Below are 18,374 nucleotides of genomic sequence, written 5' to 3'. Positions count from 1 at the left end.
GGAACAGACTTAATGGCGTGCCTTTTGTCTTCTCACCCACTTTTATACAAGCACCTTCATCTTGAACCCAGCAGAAAAGAACAAAGTTTATGGGCTTTTTTTCTCGCTTTTTGCTTGTCCGCTACAATAGGTCTTGCCCTTGGTTTTGAATATTTTGGAGGGTATCTTCCTTGCGATTTGTGTCTCATAGAGCGTTTCCCCTATTATGGGGCCATACCCTTTTTGCTCTTAGCAGGTTTTGGAGCATGGTTTTTTCGCATGTCTGCTTGGATACAACTTTTATTTTTGTGTGTTTTTGTCTTAATGTGCATCAGCCTTGTTTTAGCCATTTATCATGCGGGTGTTGAATATGGCTTTTGGGCAGCTCCCCTCAGTTGTGGTTTAAGCGCAGTCAGAAAAACCTCAGACATTAACCAGCTACTTAACCAATTAAACAACATTCATCCCCCTTCTTGTTCTGAAGCATCCGCACGCTTTCTTTTTCTTTCATTTGCCGGCTGGAATGTTGTTGCTAGCCTATTTTACATGCTTATCAGTTTTTATGTTGCCTCAAAAGGGCTCTTTTCAAGCAATAAAAAACTCTAATCATAAAATAGAAACAAAACCGCGTGCACTCGTTCTCTCCAATCGCTTCCCCCTAACCAACACCCTCCAGTCACCAATCACCACCCAAAACCACCCACCGCCAAACCAACCCACCAACACCAACTAGTCACCAACATCCCTCCTCTAGCGTTGTACACAAAAGACAAAAATAAGCAGATATATCCATTTTATGGTTTCACCTCTCTGTACTTATGAGCAACATTTTGATAAAAACCCGTGATAGAAAAGCCGTAAAATAATAAGTGAGGGGACCGATAAATATAAATGGTCTGCTATGGCTGAAGATAAGAACACAGCGCCTTCTACCCTATCACCTATTTCCTTAGATATAACCAAACTTGAAGAACCATGTGTTATGATGGAACATGATCATAATGCATGGCGCGAGCATATAAGAGAAACGGATTTAAATGCTCCTTACAAAAAACCACCTCACATAAAACCACGAATCAAATCGGCACCACGCATCAGACAAGTTTTTTGGTGCGATTTTCCTCATGATTCGATACTCCCTGAATTTTGGAAAAAGCGGCCTGTTTTAGTGCTTTCTAAGAATGCAAAATTATATGGAAATGTGACAGTTTTACCTTTTTCAACGAAATCACAACCCAATAATCCCGCTGCGTATCCAATACAATCTCCTATAGAGAATAAAAAAGCATGGATTATCTGCAATTATGTCACAACAGTTTCTGTAAGTCGTTTAAGTTGCTCACGTACCGTTCCAAGATTATCCAGCGAAGATTTTCATAAAGTTGTAGCTCTGATGCTCAAATATTTACCGCATTTACAGTATTGACTTTTGAGAAAAATAAGTGTACCTATATCAGCATACACGGCATCAGTAATGGTGGCCGCTTCCCCGAAAGGGGAGATAGGAACGAAGGAGTGGGAAACCGCTCCTTTCGTCATTTTTGGTATTTTTTTTGAGAACTTTTTAGCCATTTTTTGCAACCTTCCCTAGAACATATCCAACATTCATTCTCCACCGTTGTTGTTTTGAAATATCTGCGATTTTGGGTAAGAAGAAGGCACTCTCCGTACTGTTAATCCGGTAAAGTTTCCCATGGAGATTACCGTGATGTTGTACATATTTATCATTTCATTGCACAAAAAACCGTGCTGCCGTTGCTTAAACTTTATATGATTTGCCGTAATGGGAATATCTTTCCAAGATTGAAAAAAACATTTTCATAATTTGGCATAACAAACAATCCCTTGTTCTTCGCGCTCTTGAAGTGTTCAATCGCTCAATTTACCAAAAGATATTCGACCTCACAACTTGTTTATTTACGTCCCTCAATACGGATGAAGCGGATGAAAAAGCCAGCATTTTTGAAAAGAAAAAATAGTAAAGAGCATTTAATGATTCAGGCACTAAGAACTACACAGAATACTCCATTCATCTTTGAACGCATCAATTTCTGTAAAGAGAGCTAACAATGCTTATGTAATCTGAATAATATTAGTTTACTTACCATATGATAACCGATTGATAACGATAACGCTAAACACAGAACTTATATCACCAAACCGCAAAATAGTGTTTTTACGATATAACAAAGAAAATTCTGTAGTAAAACAGAAATCAACACCCAACCGATTTCTATCTCTTCACCAATAACAATTGTTTATTGCCCTAACCACATTATTTCACCGGTCACACGACCTAACATAGCTTTTGCAGATAGACTTTTCTTCCTCTTCTCCGAAAAACGATATATGTTAAGCTATTTGGGGATTTACTGCTAAATTGCTAATGCTTGCGCTTTGAATGCCTTTTTCTCGCCGTATAAAAGGTAGATAAAAAAATAATTTCGTTTATCAGCTTTATTTTAAAGACACACCTATTTTTTACAGGATGCGTTCTCCCCTCTATCAGCCCTATCGCATTTAATACACTTGTCGTTTCTAAACATGAACAACCAAGCATCAGAGTGGAGCAATAGACTCTCATCACTTTCATGGGCACTTGCATTGACAAGAGATAAACAAGAGTATTGATCATCACACACGGAGCAAAAATCTATAGCGACTACGCCATAGACTTTCGCCACGCACGGGTTATTCTTAGAGCATATTTATGATGAGATAATCATTTATGACATTCTTTTTGTTGCGCCACAGAACGGGTTTTGCTAACCAGTTTTACTATTGTGCAAATTTTTCAAGAGAAATCCTCACTCGCTCATAGATGACAAGATTTCTTTATGGAGAGCGCACATGGCGCTCAGTTTTGACCTTTTCCATAACAACGATAAGTTCAAACTTTAACCAACACGATAATAGACCTACTCTAAACGATTTACGCACCACCTCATCCGCAACAGGCTGCTCCAATATCGGTGTATTTATCGGTGCACTTACTTGAGGATTTTTTGCACTTCCACGCACCGTAAAAAAAGAAAATATTTTTCTCATATTTAAATCCATTTTAGTTGATTTGGATTTTAAAAGTGCCCAAAAAAATCAAACAAAAATAGAGAGGTACGTTACGAAAACTACAGGGTAAATTTTACTGCCCCAAAATGTCTATTTTCCCCGTCTGAACCGTCAGAGGAACACTATAAAAATTATTTTCATTGAAAAACAATTACTTATAATCTAGGGAAGAAAAGTAAAAAACTCCCCCAGAAAAAGAGATTATCTTCAAAATTATCAAAAAAAGCAGCACAATTTTAGTGATCTTTTTATTTTTTTTCTTTTGATAAAATTAATTGGCAGGTGTCTTAGGAGCCCCTCCGGTAGGTTTCCAATTCGCAACAGCCGCTAATTCCTCAATGAGCTTCTCTCTTGGTAAATTATTATCATCCACCAACTTGTACTGAACGGCATTGTCACTAAGCCACTTTATAAGCGTTCCTTTAACAGTTTTACCACCCTCAACCTCACTCACCGCTTCCCATGCCGCAACAATAGCAGCAAGCTTTGGAGCATAACGTGGATGCGTTGGATCTTGAAACGCATAATATTTTTGGTCCTTAGTCTCAGCAGAATCATCCTCAGGGAAAAAAACTTTAGGTCTCTCACCACGCAATAAAAGCCATTCTTTTAAATCATCTAGGGAAACAGAAGAATATTCAGCAATAGGATGCTCGTTCAAAGGAAACCCCTCAAAATCACTAAGATAGTACCATTCTACCCTTAATTTTCCCTCTTTTGCTTCTCTTACTATGTCACTATAAACAGCTCGGAACAAAGCAATTTTATCAAACGGTACTCGCTCCTCTCCTTCGTAAATATAACTGTCTTCAGGGCTATATTCGCCGGGAAATTTACATACGAGTGGATTCAAGCCCGCTATCAATAACGCTGCCTGCAGTATTGTTATTTTTGGAGAACGTAAAAACCATTCTAAACTTTTATCAATTTCCATATATTCCCCGCTTTTTTACGAAACTTAACATATTTTCAAAACGCTAAGAGCAATCTCCTTCACTACACAGAGATTATCCTCCCCTCACATTGCAACTTATCACACTTTTTAATGAACCCCGCACCCACACCCCTCCTTGTGATCCACAAGAAAATGATTTGAATTGTTTCAATATAAGAAGTTTTGAAGTGAGAGAATCCTACTGAATTTTGGGCTTTCATGCAAGATATCAGGCAAGTTACAAGGCGATAAATGCCCCTTCATAAAGCATAAATTTTTATGCGTGATCTCAAACAATTTAATATGGATAATATCTCTTCATTTATGCACTCCCACCCTTAAACCTGTCCCTGCAATTACAGCACAAAAGATAATTCGTTACACGCTAACAAATCCACCTAAATGCAAAAGCTGTAACAACGCTAAAATGCGCGTAAATATCATAAGAATACTGTCTTACACCTCCACAAGTGGGATCAAGTGGCGTAAAACTGTACAATAAAATGCCATGCCTATAATGAACCGTGCTAAAGACTGTCACAACACTGGGAGCTAAGGTGTACGATGATGCCGGCTTGCTCTTTTATGAAGCGTAAAGATTAAGAAGACTCAATGGAGTTTATATTATTTCATGGAAATTTTGCGGCTCTACCCTTCTATACTCTTCACAGGGGCCCCCTCGCGAAATGGGCTTTTATCCCTTGAAAAAGATCTCTTTTTAAAGAATCATTTCAAAGTCCAAGAGCTGTTACAGTCTTTTGAACGCATCAAATGAATGATGATGCTAGCTTATTCCTTTCCTATATTCTCGAGCATAATACATTGAAATACTTCATTGAAACGTCCCTGTAGCAAAATAAAGCATATTGTCTCTTAAATTTTTTCACGCAATTATTTCTTTCATGCACCCCTGTCGTCTCCATTTGATAAATCTCCTTGTACTTTCTCAGCATCCCATCACCTTTTTTCTCAGTGCAACCTTTTTGCAATTTGTCAGTTTTTAACTTTTAGATTGACTTTTGGTTTATTTTTCTTATGTTTTAGAATTATTCTAAAGTGCAGAGGAACAGAAAATGTTGAAATTGTTTTTTTCATTTGTACAACGTAAAGCTCTGTCCTTTCGTTCAGCACAAAACGTGATGCTTAAAGCGCTCAAATTAAAAGAGCAACATGCGGCGCTCTATTTAAAATATGCAAAAGCTCTAGAACCTTATTCCTCTAAGGAAGCCGCGGTTTTTACCGCCATGGGGCTTCAAGAGCTTAAAAATTATAAGCAACTTTTGTGCCTTTCTTGCCATAATCGTGCAAACACTATCGGTTCGTTATGTGACAAAACTTCTCTTGTGAAAGGCAAGAGCCGCCATCCATCCCCAAAAACAATAGCGGCAAATCACACCATAAAAAAACCTTCGAAAACGCAAAGACAAACACTTTTGACTTGGATTCAACCAGGTCTTGCAGGATTAATGGATGGCTCTGTCTCGACCCTTGCCCCCATTTTTGCCGCAGCTTTTGCCACGGGAGACACGCACCAAACTTTTTTGATAGGGCTCTCAGCTTCAATTGGTGCAGGACTTTCAATGGGTTTCACAGAAGCAGCCCACGATGACGGAAAATTATCAGGGCGTGGTTCGCCATTAAAAAGAGGTATTGCCAGCGGCATTATGACAACATTAGGAGGATTAGGCCATACTCTTCCCTATTTGATCAACTCTTTTTATGTAGCAACAATTATTGCTTTTATCATTGTTTTTTTCGAACTAGGCGCCATCGTCTGGATTCAGAACAAATTCATGTCAACTCCCTTTTGGCGTGCATCGTTACAAGTTATTATTGGCGGAGCGCTCGTTTTTGCTACGGGTATCTTCATTGGTAGTATTTAAAACAAACAGCATGAAAAATAAGCATTTCCCATACAAAACAAGCAGCAAAACCCATCGTCCCATCTATAGATTTTTCGCTGCTTGTTTCAAACGGAATCTTTTGTTAGAGTTGTGTTTGTTTTTTCTATTTTGGAGATGCTTTGACCATGCCTTCTACGCACCTGAACAGCCAAAAGAGTCCTTCTTCCTCGAATGCATTTCCTTCTCCCCCTCCACAACAAATAACCTTATCGATCCAGCGTCTTGAGCATGGACAAGGTTTAGAACTTCCTCACTACGCAACGGCTGGTTCTGCGGGTCTTGATCTACGGGCAGCAATTAGAGAAGAAGAAACGCTTGTTCTTGCCCCAGGGCAGCGCGCACTCATTCCAACGGGTCTCATTTTTCACCTTCAACCTGGTTTTGAGGCACAAATACGCCCACGCTCTGGCTTAGCCTTAAAGCACGGCATCACATGCCTCAACACTCCAGGAACGATTGATAGTGATTACCGTGGTGAAGTCAAAGTTCTTCTTATCAATTTAGGCCAAGAAGACTTTTCTATCCAACGGGGAATGCGCATTGCCCAAACAGTCATCGCCCCCGTATTCCAAGTCAAAGTTTGCGCTATTGAACCAGAGCAAAATACCCAAAGCCATAACGAGAGCCGTGGAACAGGAGGTTTCGGTTCAACGGGACATACTTAAGAAGCTCTGAAAAAATCACTCCCCTCAAAATATAACACTCGCTTATTCTAACTACTCTTTCACTGAAAGTCTTTCGGGCTTTTAAAGTATAGAAGGAGTGCGCTTTTGCTTTCAAAGTTTTTTTACCAAACACCCCTCTAAACGATCATCCTTACTCTTCCTCTGTCTCTTCTCAATCTTCACATGCCCTAACTTTATCCCTTCAGCGTCTTGCACTTGGAACAAGGAAACTTCTTCACTACGCAACGGCTGGTTCTGCGGGTCTTGATCTACGGGCAGCAATTGGAGAAGAAGAAACGCTTGTTCTTGCCCCAGGGCAGCGCGCACTCATTCCAACGGGTCTCATTTTTCATTTATCACGTGGGCTTGAAGCACAAATACGTCCACGCTCTAGCTTAGCCTTAAAACACGCCATCACATGCCTCAATACTCCAGGAACGATTGAGTGTGATTATCCGGAAGTGAAGTCAAAGTTCTTCTTATCAATTCGAGCCAAGAAAACTTTTCTATTTAAACGGAGAATGCGCATTGCCCAAACAGTCATCGCCCCCGTATTCCAAGTCAAAGTTTGCGCTATTGAACCAGAGCAAAATACCCAAAGCCATAACGAGAGCCGTGAAACAGGAGGTTTCGGTTCAACGGGTCATACTTAAGAAGCTCTGAAAAAATCGCTCCCCTTAAAATATAACACACACTTATTCTAACCACTCTTTCACTTAAAACCCCTTGGGCTTTTAAAGTGCAGAAGGAGTGCGCGTTTACTACTTTCAAAGTTTTTTCACTAAACGCACTTCTAAACAATCATCTCTCAATTACGTTTCTTGTACTACACAAAACTTCATTATCACCGGATACCCCTCCCCCATAACAAAAACATTGGCATTAACCATTAAAAGCTCACACACCGCTTGTAATGTCGACAATCTATATATCATATTGATTTATAATAATGAATTGTCTTTCAACTTAAATGAGAGATCTCAATACTGTAAGATTGTTTCATTGCAAATCTATTTATATTACATCAATCAAAAGTATATCTCTCACGTTCCAAACGTAGCTAGCATGTAGATAAAAAATGGAAAAATACCTATAATGAATACTTGTACTCAGCACTGTCACAACATTGGGAGAAAATATAAATACTATAATGGTGCTCGCTTGCTCTTTTGTTAAGCATAAAGATAGTGAGGTTCAATAGATTTTTTATTATTTTACGGGAGCTTTACCGTTATACCATTTATAAACACCGTCGCAAAAAGGGCTTTAAAATGTATTAAGACACACAACAATCACCCTTGGCTGTTTTTCTTGATCGCACCTCTTGAGGCAAGATGAGCAGTGCTTAATCCTAAAAAAACCGATTCAATATATAAACCCCCTGCATATGCCTCCCCTGCGTAATATCAAACTCATGCGTATTGGGTTTAATAAATCCACGACAAAACCCTCATCAATTTCACTCTACGACTTTGAGTCATATGCTTTGCTTCCTGCAACAAAGGCTATTTTTATCACTGGTCAGAGGGCATCGGCTGGAATATTAGCGTTTACCGCAGTACCCGTTATTACGGCATCCACGTGCCCCACAACGTTACCACCCGCGCTACCACCCGCTCCATCGACAGCAACGTCCGCTACCCCTGTTGTTTTATTATTGATCTCACCTCTTGAGGTAAGATTGGTAGAGTTTTGCAATCCTACAAGACCGATTTTATTATATCCAGCCATGCGTATTTGATTTAATAAATCGATGACAGTACCATAATCAATTTCGCTATCGGCTTTGATTAAAATTTTTGTCTCTAAATTTTGCGTCGTTTCCCTCAACAAAGCTTCTCTTAAAGCTGCCTGTTCTACAAGATGATCACCAATGTAAAGAGAACGATCTTTTTGCAAAGTAACATAAAGGGGTTCATCAGACTGAACCACTGAAGGTGTTTGAGTTATAGAAGGAAGCTGAACGGGAATGACAGATGTTGCCAAAGGTGCAGCAACCATAAAAACAATAAGCAACACCAATACAACATCAATAAAAGGGGTCACATTGATTTCGCTTTGCAACCCACTCTCGTCTATATCCCAATCATTATTAAGGCTTGCTTTCATTTTTTATGACTTTTCTGTTGTCTTTGTCTATCAAGTTCACGGCTCAAGAGCCTTTCAAGAGCCGCAGCGATATCACCTAAATCATTGCGATAACCACTCAAAGCACGCATAAGGCTATTATACATAACAACGGCGGGAATAGCTACAAAAAGCCCAATAGCCGTTGCGAATAAGGCTTCAGCAATTCCAGGCGCCACCACATCAAGTCGCGTTGTTTGAGACTGAGCAATCCCAATAAAAGAATTCATAATTCCCCAAACAGTTGCAAAAAGACCAACAAAGGGAGCAATTGCGCCAATAGTTGCAAGAACAGCGCTTCCACATGCAACACGGCGTGTAGCAGCCAGCAAGCAGCGTGACAAAAGTGAATGAACCCTTTCTTTTAAACCTTCATGAACATCGCGAGCCTTAGCATCGCGAACATCGCGGGAAACATCTTCATATTGATTGCTCTCCTCATAAAAGAGAATATCTTCAATCGTTTGTGCACTTTCCCCTGCACTGGTTTTTTCACCAGAGCTTTTATTTATCCCTTCAGGAGCAGAAAAATGAACCTGTTGTGTAGAAAGATACACCTCTTTAAGAACTTCTTTGAGAAAAAACACCCCAGCCCCTTTGCTTTCTTTCAAGCTAGCTGCCAAACGCGTAAGAGTCTGAGCATTAAGAACCAATTGAAGTTCATGACGTACTCTTCGTTTTACCAAAGTGATCTCAACAATTTTCACAAAAGCAATTGTCCAAGACATAAGTGAAGCAAGTAACAAAATAATGATAACGGCTTTCACCACCCAATCAGCAGCCATAAACATAGAAAGAGGAGAAAAATCATGCACTGTCAATACAGAAGACATATTATCTAAAGGGACTGTTTTATCTAAAGGGACTGTTTCAGATTCCATTTTTATCTCACATTCTTGTGCTCTTATCTTTATTTATGAGCTGGATCGTCACCCCGCACAGCATCACTGTTCCACAATGCCACTACCCTTTTAACGTCGCTTTCGCATTCCTCTTAAGAAAGAAAACTTGATAAATCAAGTATAGTTTTATTCCACAAGCTCTCTCTTATTCTAAAGAAATCACTCAAGAAATTTTTCTCTAACAATTCAACAAGTTTATCTTACTCAATCAATTTATTGCATAAATTAGGCAAAATGATAAACTTACAAGAAATATTGCATATAATATTTTCATTTATAAGAATAATTTATCATCGTTCCTGTTGAATAAATCCCTCATATCGCAAAGCTTCTTTCATTTCAGCGGCTCTTTTAAATCCAACAAAATAATTTCTTTCATGGAATAAGCAGCAAAAATATCATAAAATCCTTGGAGAAAAGGATATGCACTTCTCTAACAATCAGTGCACTAAAGTACCTTCTATCCAAATAAAAATATACCTTTTTTTAAAAAAGAACGATCGCAATATCTTAAACTGACCAAAAGTATAATGGGAGAGCGCGATTAGCCCTCAAATACATAGAGAGCAAAGAACAGAAATAGCATTTTCTTTTTCTTCTGCAAAAGCATAAAAATGACATTACTTCTGCCGCAAAATCACAATAACCATGTTTTTTATCTGTCACAAGCCCAAAAAATAAGCCTCAACACGCTTTTTAAAAAAACTTTTATAAAAAAACTGTGCCATGAGAAACTGAAGAATGGTGCTAAATTCCTGCAAAAGCATAAGACAATTTTCAACCGATGTAATCCTTTACGAACAGAGCATATTGTATAGGAAAGATTTATTTTATCAAAAACAGTTTTAAATTCGACAAAGTGAAAGGAACCAAAAAAAACTTTTGGCGTTACTCAAGCAGTGAAAATTTTCACTCCAATGCAAATGATCACTATGAACACACCAATACAAATATAATGAATCAAGAGGGAAAAATATCATGGCCCATAATAAAACAACACAGCACGATAAATCAGCCGTAGAAAAAGACCTACAAGGACAATTAGAAACGTTACGCACTGAAATTTCAGGGATTACCTCAACCCTAACAGATCTTGGTGCAAACAAATTCAACGCCGCCAAAGACAAAGCGGAAAAACTATATCACTCAGCGAAAGAAAGTGGTGAAGACATGATGTCTCAAGCAAAAGAAAAAATCAGTGATCTTGAACAAACCATGAATCAATGCGTTCGCAAAAATCCTGGTAAAAGCGTTTTGTTTGCTGCAGGGGTTGGTTTTATTCTTTCTCAATTACTGCGTCGTTAAGCAATGCATAAGTTTATCGCTCCTCTTTTAAACCATCTTGTCGGTGGAGGGCTTAAAAGCACAGTCAAACAAGTACGCCTTCAAGCAATTTGCTATGGGTTTATTGGCATTTCATTCTTCATGTCTTTGCTTTTTTTATGTATCATCGTTTTTATTGCATTATGTTCTGTTATGAAACCTCTTGCCGCCGCTAGTATCATGTTTTTAATTTGTCTTTCTCTTGCAGGATTAGGTCTTGTTATCAATCGTGTTCTCAAGGCTTATCAACGCTATGACCAACAAAAAAAGACAGAAGAACAACGCCACAAACTCATGACAGACGCGACCGTTTCCAGCCTTGCAGCTCTCAGTCAACATTTCCCTTTTGCCAAATTGAGAGTTCCCATTCTCGGACTTGTAACTTATTTTTTGTGGAAAAAAGATAAAAAAGACCGCTTTTCAAAGTAAAATATGTAAAGCTGTCACTCTAATCCCCCCAATGTGCTTTCTTTTGCTATAAAAGAAAGCACATCTTTTTCCTCATAGTCTCTTTAGCTTCTTCAAGTTCCTGAAAAGAAATCCCCTTTATTTTCGCTAAAAAATCCATGGATCCGATTAAATCTCTTTCAGATTGCAATCCATGTTTCATGAACATAGCAACATGAGGCAAAGCTTGCGTTAAAAATTCTGATTTGATTGGAAGCAATGTAGTGTTTTTTGAAGATAGGGATAATTCGCTTCTACCTTTCTCTATTTTTTCATAAGCCTTTTTTTCATGACCGAAGGTCATGTTATTGATTTGAGTGTGTTCAGATTTTTCTGAACACTCGTTTTTGTTACAATTACAATCATAGTTAGGGATTGTATGTTCTATGTGTATCTTGTCAGCAAAATGCCTGTATCTTGTTTTTGATGTTTTTGCTTTAAAAATCTTTCTAAAATCCACTCAAAAAGACCTATCGCTTTGTGCAATTTTTCCACCAAAGCTTTAGCCGGCCACCCAATAATATGAATGATTTTTTTGCATTCTAGAAAAAAGCAATAACATAAGCGGTGTCACTTCCATTTCAGCGTAAGAGGTTTTTATTTGACGCACCAATCCGTTCTATCAAACTTATGTAAATGTGATCATTTCTGATTAAATATACTGTTGATTTCCTGCTTCTTTGAGGCTGGTTTCACCAAAGTCACAGGACATTGGCCAGAGCCTTCCTCTCCACAGGCTGATACGGTGGAACTCACCGCCAAGTTTTTTAAATTAATCGCGGCATTAATGTCTCGATCATGGTGTGTACCACAATGAGAACATCTCCACTCACGTATGTTAAGAGGCAATTGTTCAATCTTACATCCGCAATGATGGCAGATCTTACTGCTCGCATACCAACGATCTGCAATAACAATCTGTCGACCATAACGTGCCACCTTATATTCCAATTGACGGCGAAACTCGAAAAAACTTTGATCTGCAAGGGCACGCGATAAATGCTTATTTTTCAGCAAGCCTTTTACATGAAGATCTTCCAGACAAAATGTACCAAAACGCTGAATTAAATCTGTTGTAACTTTATGCAAATGATCTGTTCTGATATTACTTATCCGTGCATGAAGCTTAGCGAGTTTTTGTTTCTCCTTATAACGATTGCTCGAGCCTTTTTGCTTACGACTTAGCCTTCGTGATAAGCGCCGTAAACGATTTAGCAAAGCCTTATAAGGTTTAACGCCTCCTATGGTTTCTCCTGTCGAAAGCGTTGCAAGTGCATTGATGCCCAAATCAAGACCAACAATAGCTTGGTTCTCGCTCAGTGACTCTTGATTATCTGTTTCAACGCTAAGACTTACAAACCACCGATCCGCTTTACGGCTAATGGTTGCTGACAAGATCTTTCCTTGAAATCGCAATTGTTCTCGCAGACGAACCCAACCAAGTTTGGGAATTCTTATCTTGAAACCTTGCAACTGTATTTGATCATTGGTCAAAGTAAAACGATCGTGCACTCCTTTCTTTCTAAAAGTGGGATATCGGCTTCTCCCTGAAAAGAAATTCTTAAAAGCCACACCCAATTGAATAATTGCCATTTGTGGAGCATTTTTAGTAACTTCCATCATCCATGGAAATTGTTCTCGTTTTAGAGAATTGAATTGTCTACGTAGCGCATAGTCATTAGGCTTTGGTAAATTATTATCTTTCTTCCATGCTTCATATTGCTGCTGCCATTCCTTCAGTGCCCAATTATAAGCAAAGCGCGCGCAACCACTGGCTCGAGCCATGTAGCTTCGTTGTTTATTGTTTAAGTCTAGAGCTATTTTGTGAGCAACAATCATTGCGATGCCTCTACAGCTTGACGAACATTCTCTAATAACTTTTGATTTTTTCTCGAACGACTTCCATAAAGACGAGCACTAAAGACAGTAATAATTTCTAAAATATCTTTGGCTAAATCCTCTTCAAAACTGCTTTCTTCCCCCTGATTGAGAATGACAACCTCAACTTGTTTGGCTTCACAAATGGCGAAGACCAATTCTGCACCAAAGCGCAATAAACGATCTTTATGCGTAATAACCAAACGACCAATTTCATTTTCAATGAGAGCATCCAATAAACGTTTAAGACCCTTTTTACGATAATTCATCCCTGACCCTAAATCAGAGATGAGTTCATAAGTCCAACCTTGGCTTGCGCAATAAAGCTCAAGAACCTGTTTTTGTCGCTCTAAATCGTCTTTTTGATCATGGCTCGATACACGCGCATAAGCAATGGTTTTTCTTTGTGACAGTTCTCTCGAATGAAAAAGCTCAGGCCTAAGCCTAGATAGGTCATAACGGCGGTGACCTCCTGCCGTATGCTCAGAAATAATTTTGCCTTCACCTTCCCAACGGCGCAAAGTGCTAATCGAAACACCCAAAACTTGAGCGGCCTTACCTATCCCAACAAATCTATCCATAATGTATATGATTACACAGATATAAATAGATTACAAGTAAGCTGTTAAAACCCTTCTGTTAACGCAGTTGGGTTTTTATTTTTTTGCCATTGTGTCTCCTTTTATTGCGACGACTCATAGCTCGAAAAAAGCGTGTCAAGGCCAAAGCTATATTAAAAAAAAGATTTTCAATATGGTAAAGATTTTACAAACAAGCTACCAAAACAAATTCTAGATAAAAACATAAGAACCATTTTTAGTTCTTTCTTATACAAATTTGATCCACACACTCATCCCGCTTGTTATGTGCAAGCGAGTGGTTTTGATTGATTCAACATAAACAGGTTTGGAATGAGAGAATCTTGCGTTATTCGAGGGTCTAATTCAATATGAATAACGCTAGATTATCATTATAAATCAATATGATTGTATCTTTAATAAGAAATAAAAGTTTGTATTTTAGCGTCGAATAGAACCTCTTTTAAAGGTAATTTTACCGCAAGTAGTATTTCACAAAATTACAATTAAAACAGAAAAATAATTGAAAAATTTTTCTTCTGAGAAGCTGATTTACGCAACAACTATTCTTTATTTCAGCCCAAAAAAACCTTTTTAAAATTACTTGATAAAGCAGAGCATTGCATATTTCTTATTGCGATTGAAGTGAAATAACCATTGAAATCAAGAATAATACTTTTTGAATGAACTTAATAATTAAAATGGAAATTAGCTGATCAAAAGAGTTTTTCGATTTATACCAGTATAGGCCAATTTGTTTTCCAAACTGAATATTGCGTAATACAGTTAAATTGACTTTACAATTATAAAGTTATAAGTCTTCAGACTTTTTACAAAATACTAATTGTCTTGAATATAAATAAGGCACATAATAACAATATGAGGAGGATATTATGATATACGGGGGACGAATAAATTTGATCGCGTGTGGAAAAACATTGAAACAGTTAAGAATCTTCAACCTCTGCAAAGTATAGGAATAAGAGCGACAGTTACCAAAGAGATTCTAGAAAATATTATTAATTTTATCGATTTTTGTATAAGCAAAGATGTCCATTATATCGGATTCAGGCCGCTCGATACGTCGTCATTTAGTTTTTCTAGAAAAAATAATACAAAGGATCGATCTAAGGCTTTAAGAAACAAAACTCTTCCGCCAAACGCCTCACTTTTTCATTTGAGAGATGAATTATCAAGGAAAGAATCCCCCCTCCAGATTTATATAGATAAAAAGTTCCAAGAAAAGAAAATCTCATGGACGTCACAAAATTTTGTAAATTGTATTAATTATTACTTAGGCGAAAATTCTACGTACGTTTCGTCGCCGTTAATGTGTTTATTTCCATTTTCATCCTTGGTATTGGACTATAATGGAGATTTAAAAAATTGCTTTTATTCAGAAGCTTTTGGGAATCTACAAAATTATGAGGCAATAGATTGGTCTGCTCAAAGCGTTTTAAAATCTTTGAAAGAATCTGGCGCATGTAGCGGATGTCGTGGGAAGGTATTTTGTGGATAAGGTTAAGCAATTTAAGATTTATAGTGTTAGCAAGTCTACTGCTCTAGTGGTTGCTGTTTTACCACTTTTTTTGTCGGAAAAATTGCATTTGTCGCAAGCGGAAATTGTTTTAATCGGTAGTTATTTTTTATTGCTTCCTTTGATCTTAGAAGTCCCCTTGGGTTTATTATCAGATGTTTATGGAAGTAAACGCATTATTTATACTGGGCTGTTTTTCTTTCTTTGCGGTTTTTTAGCTCTTTTTATGAATTATGCATATTTTGCTTACGCCACTTATTTGTTGTGTATTACATTAGCAGCCGCTTGTTTCTCAGGTGCGGAAGATAGTTTACTCTTTTCTGTAGTACCAAAGCATCGCACACTGTTTTCCGTTAAGTCCGAAGTGGCTGCTGTTACCTATAGTGTGACAACAGTACTTATTTTTTTAGGAGGAATACTTTATTATGTGCATCCTGCATTGCCTGTGATTTTTCAAGTCCTTTCATTAATTTTTGCTATTTTTATGTTTTCAAAACTGACGAAGGGATTAGATAGTTTTCATATCAACGCTCATCCGAGTATTTTCACAGTTATGTGCGCCAGCGGTAAAGAAGTCAAAAATCCTTATCGCTTCACTCTTATTTTTTTAAGTGCAGTTTCAGCTTTTGCTATTTTGGTTAACAATCGAACTGTTTCTATCGCATTTTCTGATTTTTTGCCATTTCAACCTGCTATTTTGGTTTCGATTATTTTTATCATTGGGAATTTTTTTTCAGCAAGTTCCAATATATTGTTTCAGAAGTATTTTTCAAAGTTTCAAAATCCTATTTTTCCCGTCTTAATGATTGGTTGTATGGTAACCATTGCTTTTTTTCTCATGTCATTTCAAATCATTGCGGCTCTTATATTAGGATTTTTACTGCTATGTGTTTTTAAATCTGCTTATCGATCTTATCTGTCGTCTCTTCTTATAAATTCACTGATTGATCCCAAAGCTATCGCGACTGTTTTATCATTTACAGCCATTATTACAGCTGTTGTATCCTTTGCATTCAGTTTTTTATACGGTCATGTTTTTTCAACATTCTGGCAAGCTAATTTGTGGTTAGCAGTGATTATGGCTGTGATTTTTGGGGGGGCTGCTTTAATTATTTTTGTCAAAAAGCAAGAAATCATTTGGTTACAGCCTGAAAATGCACAATCGTCAAAACAACATTTCTTGAAACGCAAGCATCAAGAGTTTTGCTATGGGCAAATTTATCCGGAAGCATCGTGCATTAATGAAAACATCAAGGATGGCTCTTTTCGACAAAGTCTCTATCCTGCACCAAATTTGATAACACTTTGCGATGAAGTAGTCGAATGGGAGTTTATCCGGGGTACTGCATTGAGCCAAATGGATTTGCTACATCAAAAGGCGATTATTGATCAAATCAATAAGATCTTTCAAGATCGATTAAGCAAGAATATAATCTTATCACATGGAGATTTAGATCCTGATAATATCATTGTTACTCCTGATAGTTCTTTTATGGTAGTGGATTGGGATTTATGTCAAGAAGCCAGTCCGGAATTGGATATCTTAACATTTTTCACCAGTCCAAGATTATCTCTCAATTTAGAAGAACGGATAGACTATATTTCTCATTTGCTGTCTATATCAAAGGATGAAGCTTTACCAATGATAAAAGCGTTTGTGGCTAAAAAAATTTCTGATCTTTCTCTATACCAAAATATTTTCATGAAACAATTAGTCTTGGATTATATAAACTTGAATAAGAAATTTCATGGGCGATAATATTGTAATTTGTAATGAAAATTGCAGTGCGGGCTGCAATCATTGTCCGTATTCGATAGAATGTATGGTGAGAGATGACGCGTTTCCTGAATCTTTATATCCAATAAATGACATAAAATCTGATTTTATTATTCTTTCTGGTGGAGAGCCTTTTGAGCTCGATTATGATTTACTTCATAAATATATAAGAGTTTGAGAGGCAGAAAGCCTTTCATTTAAAAAGCAAAACGAAATGACGTATAGCCAAGGGAACGCGCTCTTACATAGCGCTGTAGTGAGCAACCTATATGCATACGCGAGCTTTAAACACAATAATTTTTCATCATGAGAGTTGTCCACCAAGGACTGTGTGGATTATGATTAACTTTTACCTAATAAAGTTTGTAATGGAATATTGTCTTGATTTTTAAATAGCGCTTGAAAAGACGCTTTATCAATAATGGTCAATATTAATTATGGTCAATGGGATTATAGCTCCCGTGATCTCTTCGCCAATCTTCTGGTTGTTGAAATTTGCTCGACCATAAGCCATTTTGTGCTTTTTGAGCAGCAGATTGTAGAGTTTTATAGTCTGCTGGAGATGGAAAATTATGCTGATCTTGTGTTAACACCATCAACCCTTCTGCAAGCCCCAAACGTGCCAGATCAACCCCGTCCACAAAACATTGTGCATAATGAACCTGTTGAATGACACGTGCTTGCCGACAAGTAACATTTTTATCGATTGTTTTTGAGACAAGCCAAGCAGTAACAAAAGCACCACATGGCCACTTAACTCCGTTGCGTGAGGCAAATTGCCTCATTTCACAGCTTTCCACACCATATAAGCGGATATCACGGATAATCTTTTTTCTCCATCCATCGTCCACAAGCGTAATCATTTTAAAGGTCACACCACTTGTAACCTGTATAGCACCTGAATAAACCGGCACATTTTCTTCATAAAATTGTGATGACAATGGTTCTGGATGCAATACCACATTTTGTTGGTTTACATCTTGTTGGTTTGCATAATCTATCAATTGTGACTTCGGATTTTGAACGGGATTTTCTATTGTCTTTTCTGATCCTTTTAAAAAAGAATTTTGAGTAAGTTCTTCATTATTTTTACTTAAATAAAAGTATCCCCAAATAATAATACAAATTAAGACAATATATTTAGGCGCTGCTCTAAGAGATTTTAAAAGTATCATTTTGAATATTACTATATTTTTTGTTCATTAAATAATAAAAGATTAAATATTGTTAATTTATCAATAGAAAAATTTATTT

General features: G+C 37.4%; 17 protein-coding genes and 1 pseudogene. 9 read left to right on the top strand and 9 right to left on the bottom strand.

Annotated elements, in window-relative coordinates:
* The first annotated feature begins 12 nt into the window (after positions 1-12).
* Positions 13-585, top strand: a complete 573-nt coding sequence (locus tag ACFIKG_RS03425; RefSeq protein ID WP_375651769.1) for a disulfide bond formation protein B — start codon at positions 13-15, stop codon at positions 583-585.
* 295 nt (positions 586-880) lie between these two features.
* A complete protein-coding gene (locus tag ACFIKG_RS03420; protein WP_375651768.1) occupies positions 881-1,405 on the top strand; it encodes a type II toxin-antitoxin system PemK/MazF family toxin in 525 nt (174 codons plus the stop codon).
* Positions 1,406-2,814: 1,409 nt separating this feature from the next.
* On the opposite strand, the gene ACFIKG_RS03415 is transcribed toward ACFIKG_RS03420, so the two are convergent.
* Together ACFIKG_RS03415 and ACFIKG_RS03410 are read right to left on the bottom strand one after the other, a co-directional pair.
* Positions 2,815-3,027 carry a hypothetical protein gene (locus tag ACFIKG_RS03415; RefSeq protein WP_375626466.1) on the bottom strand — a complete coding sequence of 71 codons (213 nt, stop codon included), beginning with the start codon at positions 3,025-3,027 and terminating at the stop codon, positions 2,815-2,817.
* 292 nt (positions 3,028-3,319) lie between these two features.
* The gene (locus ACFIKG_RS03410; protein WP_375651767.1) at positions 3,320-3,982 is read right to left on the bottom strand and encodes a hypothetical protein; all 663 of its coding nucleotides are present in this window, start codon (positions 3,980-3,982) and stop codon (positions 3,320-3,322) included.
* 1,073 nt (positions 3,983-5,055) lie between these two features.
* Here ACFIKG_RS03410 and ACFIKG_RS03405 point away from each other — a divergent pair.
* Positions 5,056-5,865, top strand: a complete 810-nt coding sequence (locus ACFIKG_RS03405) for a hypothetical protein (RefSeq protein WP_375626470.1) — start codon at positions 5,056-5,058, stop codon at positions 5,863-5,865.
* 146 nt (positions 5,866-6,011) lie between these two features.
* A complete protein-coding gene (gene dut / locus ACFIKG_RS03400; protein ID WP_375625303.1) occupies positions 6,012-6,551 on the top strand; it encodes a dUTP diphosphatase in 540 nt (179 codons plus the stop codon).
* Between the two features lie 111 nt (positions 6,552-6,662).
* On the opposite strand, the gene ACFIKG_RS03395 is transcribed toward dut (ACFIKG_RS03400), so the two are convergent.
* A complete protein-coding gene (locus ACFIKG_RS03395) occupies positions 6,663-6,878 on the bottom strand; it encodes a hypothetical protein (protein WP_375651766.1) in 216 nt (71 codons plus the stop codon).
* Between ACFIKG_RS03395 and dut (ACFIKG_RS03390) the strand changes: the two are divergent.
* Positions 6,815-7,204: pseudogene (dut, locus tag ACFIKG_RS03390) on the top strand (dUTP diphosphatase); the annotation flags it as partial. The gene ACFIKG_RS03395 and the pseudogene dut (ACFIKG_RS03390) overlap by 64 nt on opposite strands.
* 868 nt (positions 7,205-8,072) lie before the next feature.
* Here the strand turns inward: dut (ACFIKG_RS03390) and ACFIKG_RS03385 are convergent.
* Together ACFIKG_RS03385 and ACFIKG_RS03380 are read right to left on the bottom strand one after the other, a co-directional pair.
* Complete coding sequence (locus ACFIKG_RS03385) at positions 8,073-8,660, bottom strand: biopolymer transporter ExbD (RefSeq protein WP_375651765.1); 588 nt, start codon at positions 8,658-8,660, stop codon at positions 8,073-8,075.
* Positions 8,657-9,559 carry a MotA/TolQ/ExbB proton channel family protein gene (locus tag ACFIKG_RS03380; protein WP_375625300.1) on the bottom strand — a complete coding sequence of 301 codons (903 nt, stop codon included), beginning with the start codon at positions 9,557-9,559 and terminating at the stop codon, positions 8,657-8,659. Before ACFIKG_RS03380 ends, ACFIKG_RS03385 begins: the two co-directional genes overlap by 4 nt.
* Before the next feature lie 999 nt (positions 9,560-10,558).
* Here ACFIKG_RS03380 and ACFIKG_RS03375 point away from each other — a divergent pair.
* Together ACFIKG_RS03375 and ACFIKG_RS03370 are read left to right on the top strand one after the other, a co-directional pair.
* Positions 10,559-10,885 carry a YqjD family protein gene (locus ACFIKG_RS03375; RefSeq protein ID WP_375626476.1) on the top strand — a complete coding sequence of 109 codons (327 nt, stop codon included), beginning with the start codon at positions 10,559-10,561 and terminating at the stop codon, positions 10,883-10,885.
* Positions 10,886-10,888: 3 nt separating this feature from the next.
* A complete protein-coding gene (locus ACFIKG_RS03370) occupies positions 10,889-11,332 on the top strand; it encodes a hypothetical protein (RefSeq protein WP_375651764.1) in 444 nt (147 codons plus the stop codon).
* Between the two features lie 46 nt (positions 11,333-11,378).
* On the opposite strand, the gene ACFIKG_RS03365 is transcribed toward ACFIKG_RS03370, so the two are convergent.
* The 3 genes from ACFIKG_RS03365 to ACFIKG_RS03355 all read right to left on the bottom strand — a co-directional run bounded on the left by ACFIKG_RS03365 (position 11,379) and on the right by ACFIKG_RS03355 (position 13,809).
* The gene (locus tag ACFIKG_RS03365; protein WP_375651763.1) at positions 11,379-11,810 is read right to left on the bottom strand and encodes a hypothetical protein; all 432 of its coding nucleotides are present in this window, start codon (positions 11,808-11,810) and stop codon (positions 11,379-11,381) included.
* Positions 11,811-11,992: 182 nt separating this feature from the next.
* Positions 11,993-13,189 (bottom strand): RNA-guided endonuclease InsQ/TnpB family protein, encoded by a 1,197-nt coding sequence (locus ACFIKG_RS03360; RefSeq protein WP_375649683.1) that lies wholly within the window; start codon positions 13,187-13,189, stop codon positions 11,993-11,995.
* Positions 13,186-13,809, bottom strand: a complete 624-nt coding sequence (locus ACFIKG_RS03355; RefSeq protein WP_375626484.1) for an IS607 family transposase — start codon at positions 13,807-13,809, stop codon at positions 13,186-13,188. The genes ACFIKG_RS03360 and ACFIKG_RS03355 overlap by 4 nt, the downstream gene beginning before the upstream one ends.
* Before the next feature lie 922 nt (positions 13,810-14,731).
* Here ACFIKG_RS03355 and ACFIKG_RS03350 point away from each other — a divergent pair.
* Both ACFIKG_RS03350 and ACFIKG_RS03345 read left to right on the top strand, forming a co-directional pair.
* A complete protein-coding gene (locus ACFIKG_RS03350; protein WP_375651762.1) occupies positions 14,732-15,325 on the top strand; it encodes a hypothetical protein in 594 nt (197 codons plus the stop codon).
* Positions 15,318-17,102: an MFS transporter gene (locus ACFIKG_RS03345; protein WP_375651761.1), complete on the top strand. Its 1,785-nt coding sequence runs from the start codon at positions 15,318-15,320 to the stop codon at positions 17,100-17,102. Before ACFIKG_RS03350 ends, ACFIKG_RS03345 begins: the two co-directional genes overlap by 8 nt.
* Positions 17,103-17,551: 449 nt before the next feature.
* Here ACFIKG_RS03345 and ACFIKG_RS03340 read toward each other — a convergent pair whose 3' ends face one another.
* Entirely contained in the window at positions 17,552-18,295 is a 744-nt protein-coding gene (locus tag ACFIKG_RS03340) for a nuclease (protein ID WP_375648720.1), read from the bottom strand.
* Between the last annotated feature and the right edge of the window lie 79 nt (positions 18,296-18,374).

The organism is Bartonella sp. LB28NMGDW (genome assembly GCF_042194435.1).
GTDB classification, from domain to species: Bacteria; Pseudomonadota; Alphaproteobacteria; order Rhizobiales; family Rhizobiaceae; genus Bartonella; species Bartonella grahamii.
This window is presented reverse-complemented; position numbering and strand designations above follow the sequence as displayed.

Excerpts from the sequence above, each read along its gene's own strand:
- ACFIKG_RS03410 (WP_375651767.1), bottom strand. The coding sequence starts at position 3,982 with ATGGAAATTGATAAAAGTTTAGAATGGTTTTTACGTTCTCCAAAAATA.
- ACFIKG_RS03340 (WP_375648720.1), bottom strand. The coding sequence starts at position 18,295 with ATGATACTTTTAAAATCTCTTAGAGCAGCGCCTAAATATATTGTCTTA.
- ACFIKG_RS03380 (WP_375625300.1), bottom strand. The coding sequence starts at position 9,559 with ATGGAATCTGAAACAGTCCCTTTAGATAAAACAGTCCCTTTAGATAAT.
- ACFIKG_RS03425 (WP_375651769.1), top strand. The coding sequence starts at position 13 with ATGGCGTGCCTTTTGTCTTCTCACCCACTTTTATACAAGCACCTTCAT.
- ACFIKG_RS03405 (WP_375626470.1), top strand. The coding sequence starts at position 5,056 with ATGTTGAAATTGTTTTTTTCATTTGTACAACGTAAAGCTCTGTCCTTT.
- ACFIKG_RS03385 (WP_375651765.1), bottom strand. The coding sequence starts at position 8,660 with ATGAAAGCAAGCCTTAATAATGATTGGGATATAGACGAGAGTGGGTTG.
- ACFIKG_RS03370 (WP_375651764.1), top strand. The coding sequence starts at position 10,889 with ATGCATAAGTTTATCGCTCCTCTTTTAAACCATCTTGTCGGTGGAGGG.
- ACFIKG_RS03360 (WP_375649683.1), bottom strand. The coding sequence starts at position 13,189 with ATGATTGTTGCTCACAAAATAGCTCTAGACTTAAACAATAAACAACGA.
- dut (WP_375625303.1), top strand. The coding sequence starts at position 6,012 with ATGCCTTCTACGCACCTGAACAGCCAAAAGAGTCCTTCTTCCTCGAAT.
- ACFIKG_RS03415 (WP_375626466.1), bottom strand. The coding sequence starts at position 3,027 with ATGAGAAAAATATTTTCTTTTTTTACGGTGCGTGGAAGTGCAAAAAAT.
- ACFIKG_RS03375 (WP_375626476.1), top strand. The coding sequence starts at position 10,559 with ATGGCCCATAATAAAACAACACAGCACGATAAATCAGCCGTAGAAAAA.
- ACFIKG_RS03420 (WP_375651768.1), top strand. The coding sequence starts at position 881 with ATGGCTGAAGATAAGAACACAGCGCCTTCTACCCTATCACCTATTTCC.
- ACFIKG_RS03355 (WP_375626484.1), bottom strand. The coding sequence starts at position 13,809 with ATGGATAGATTTGTTGGGATAGGTAAGGCCGCTCAAGTTTTGGGTGTT.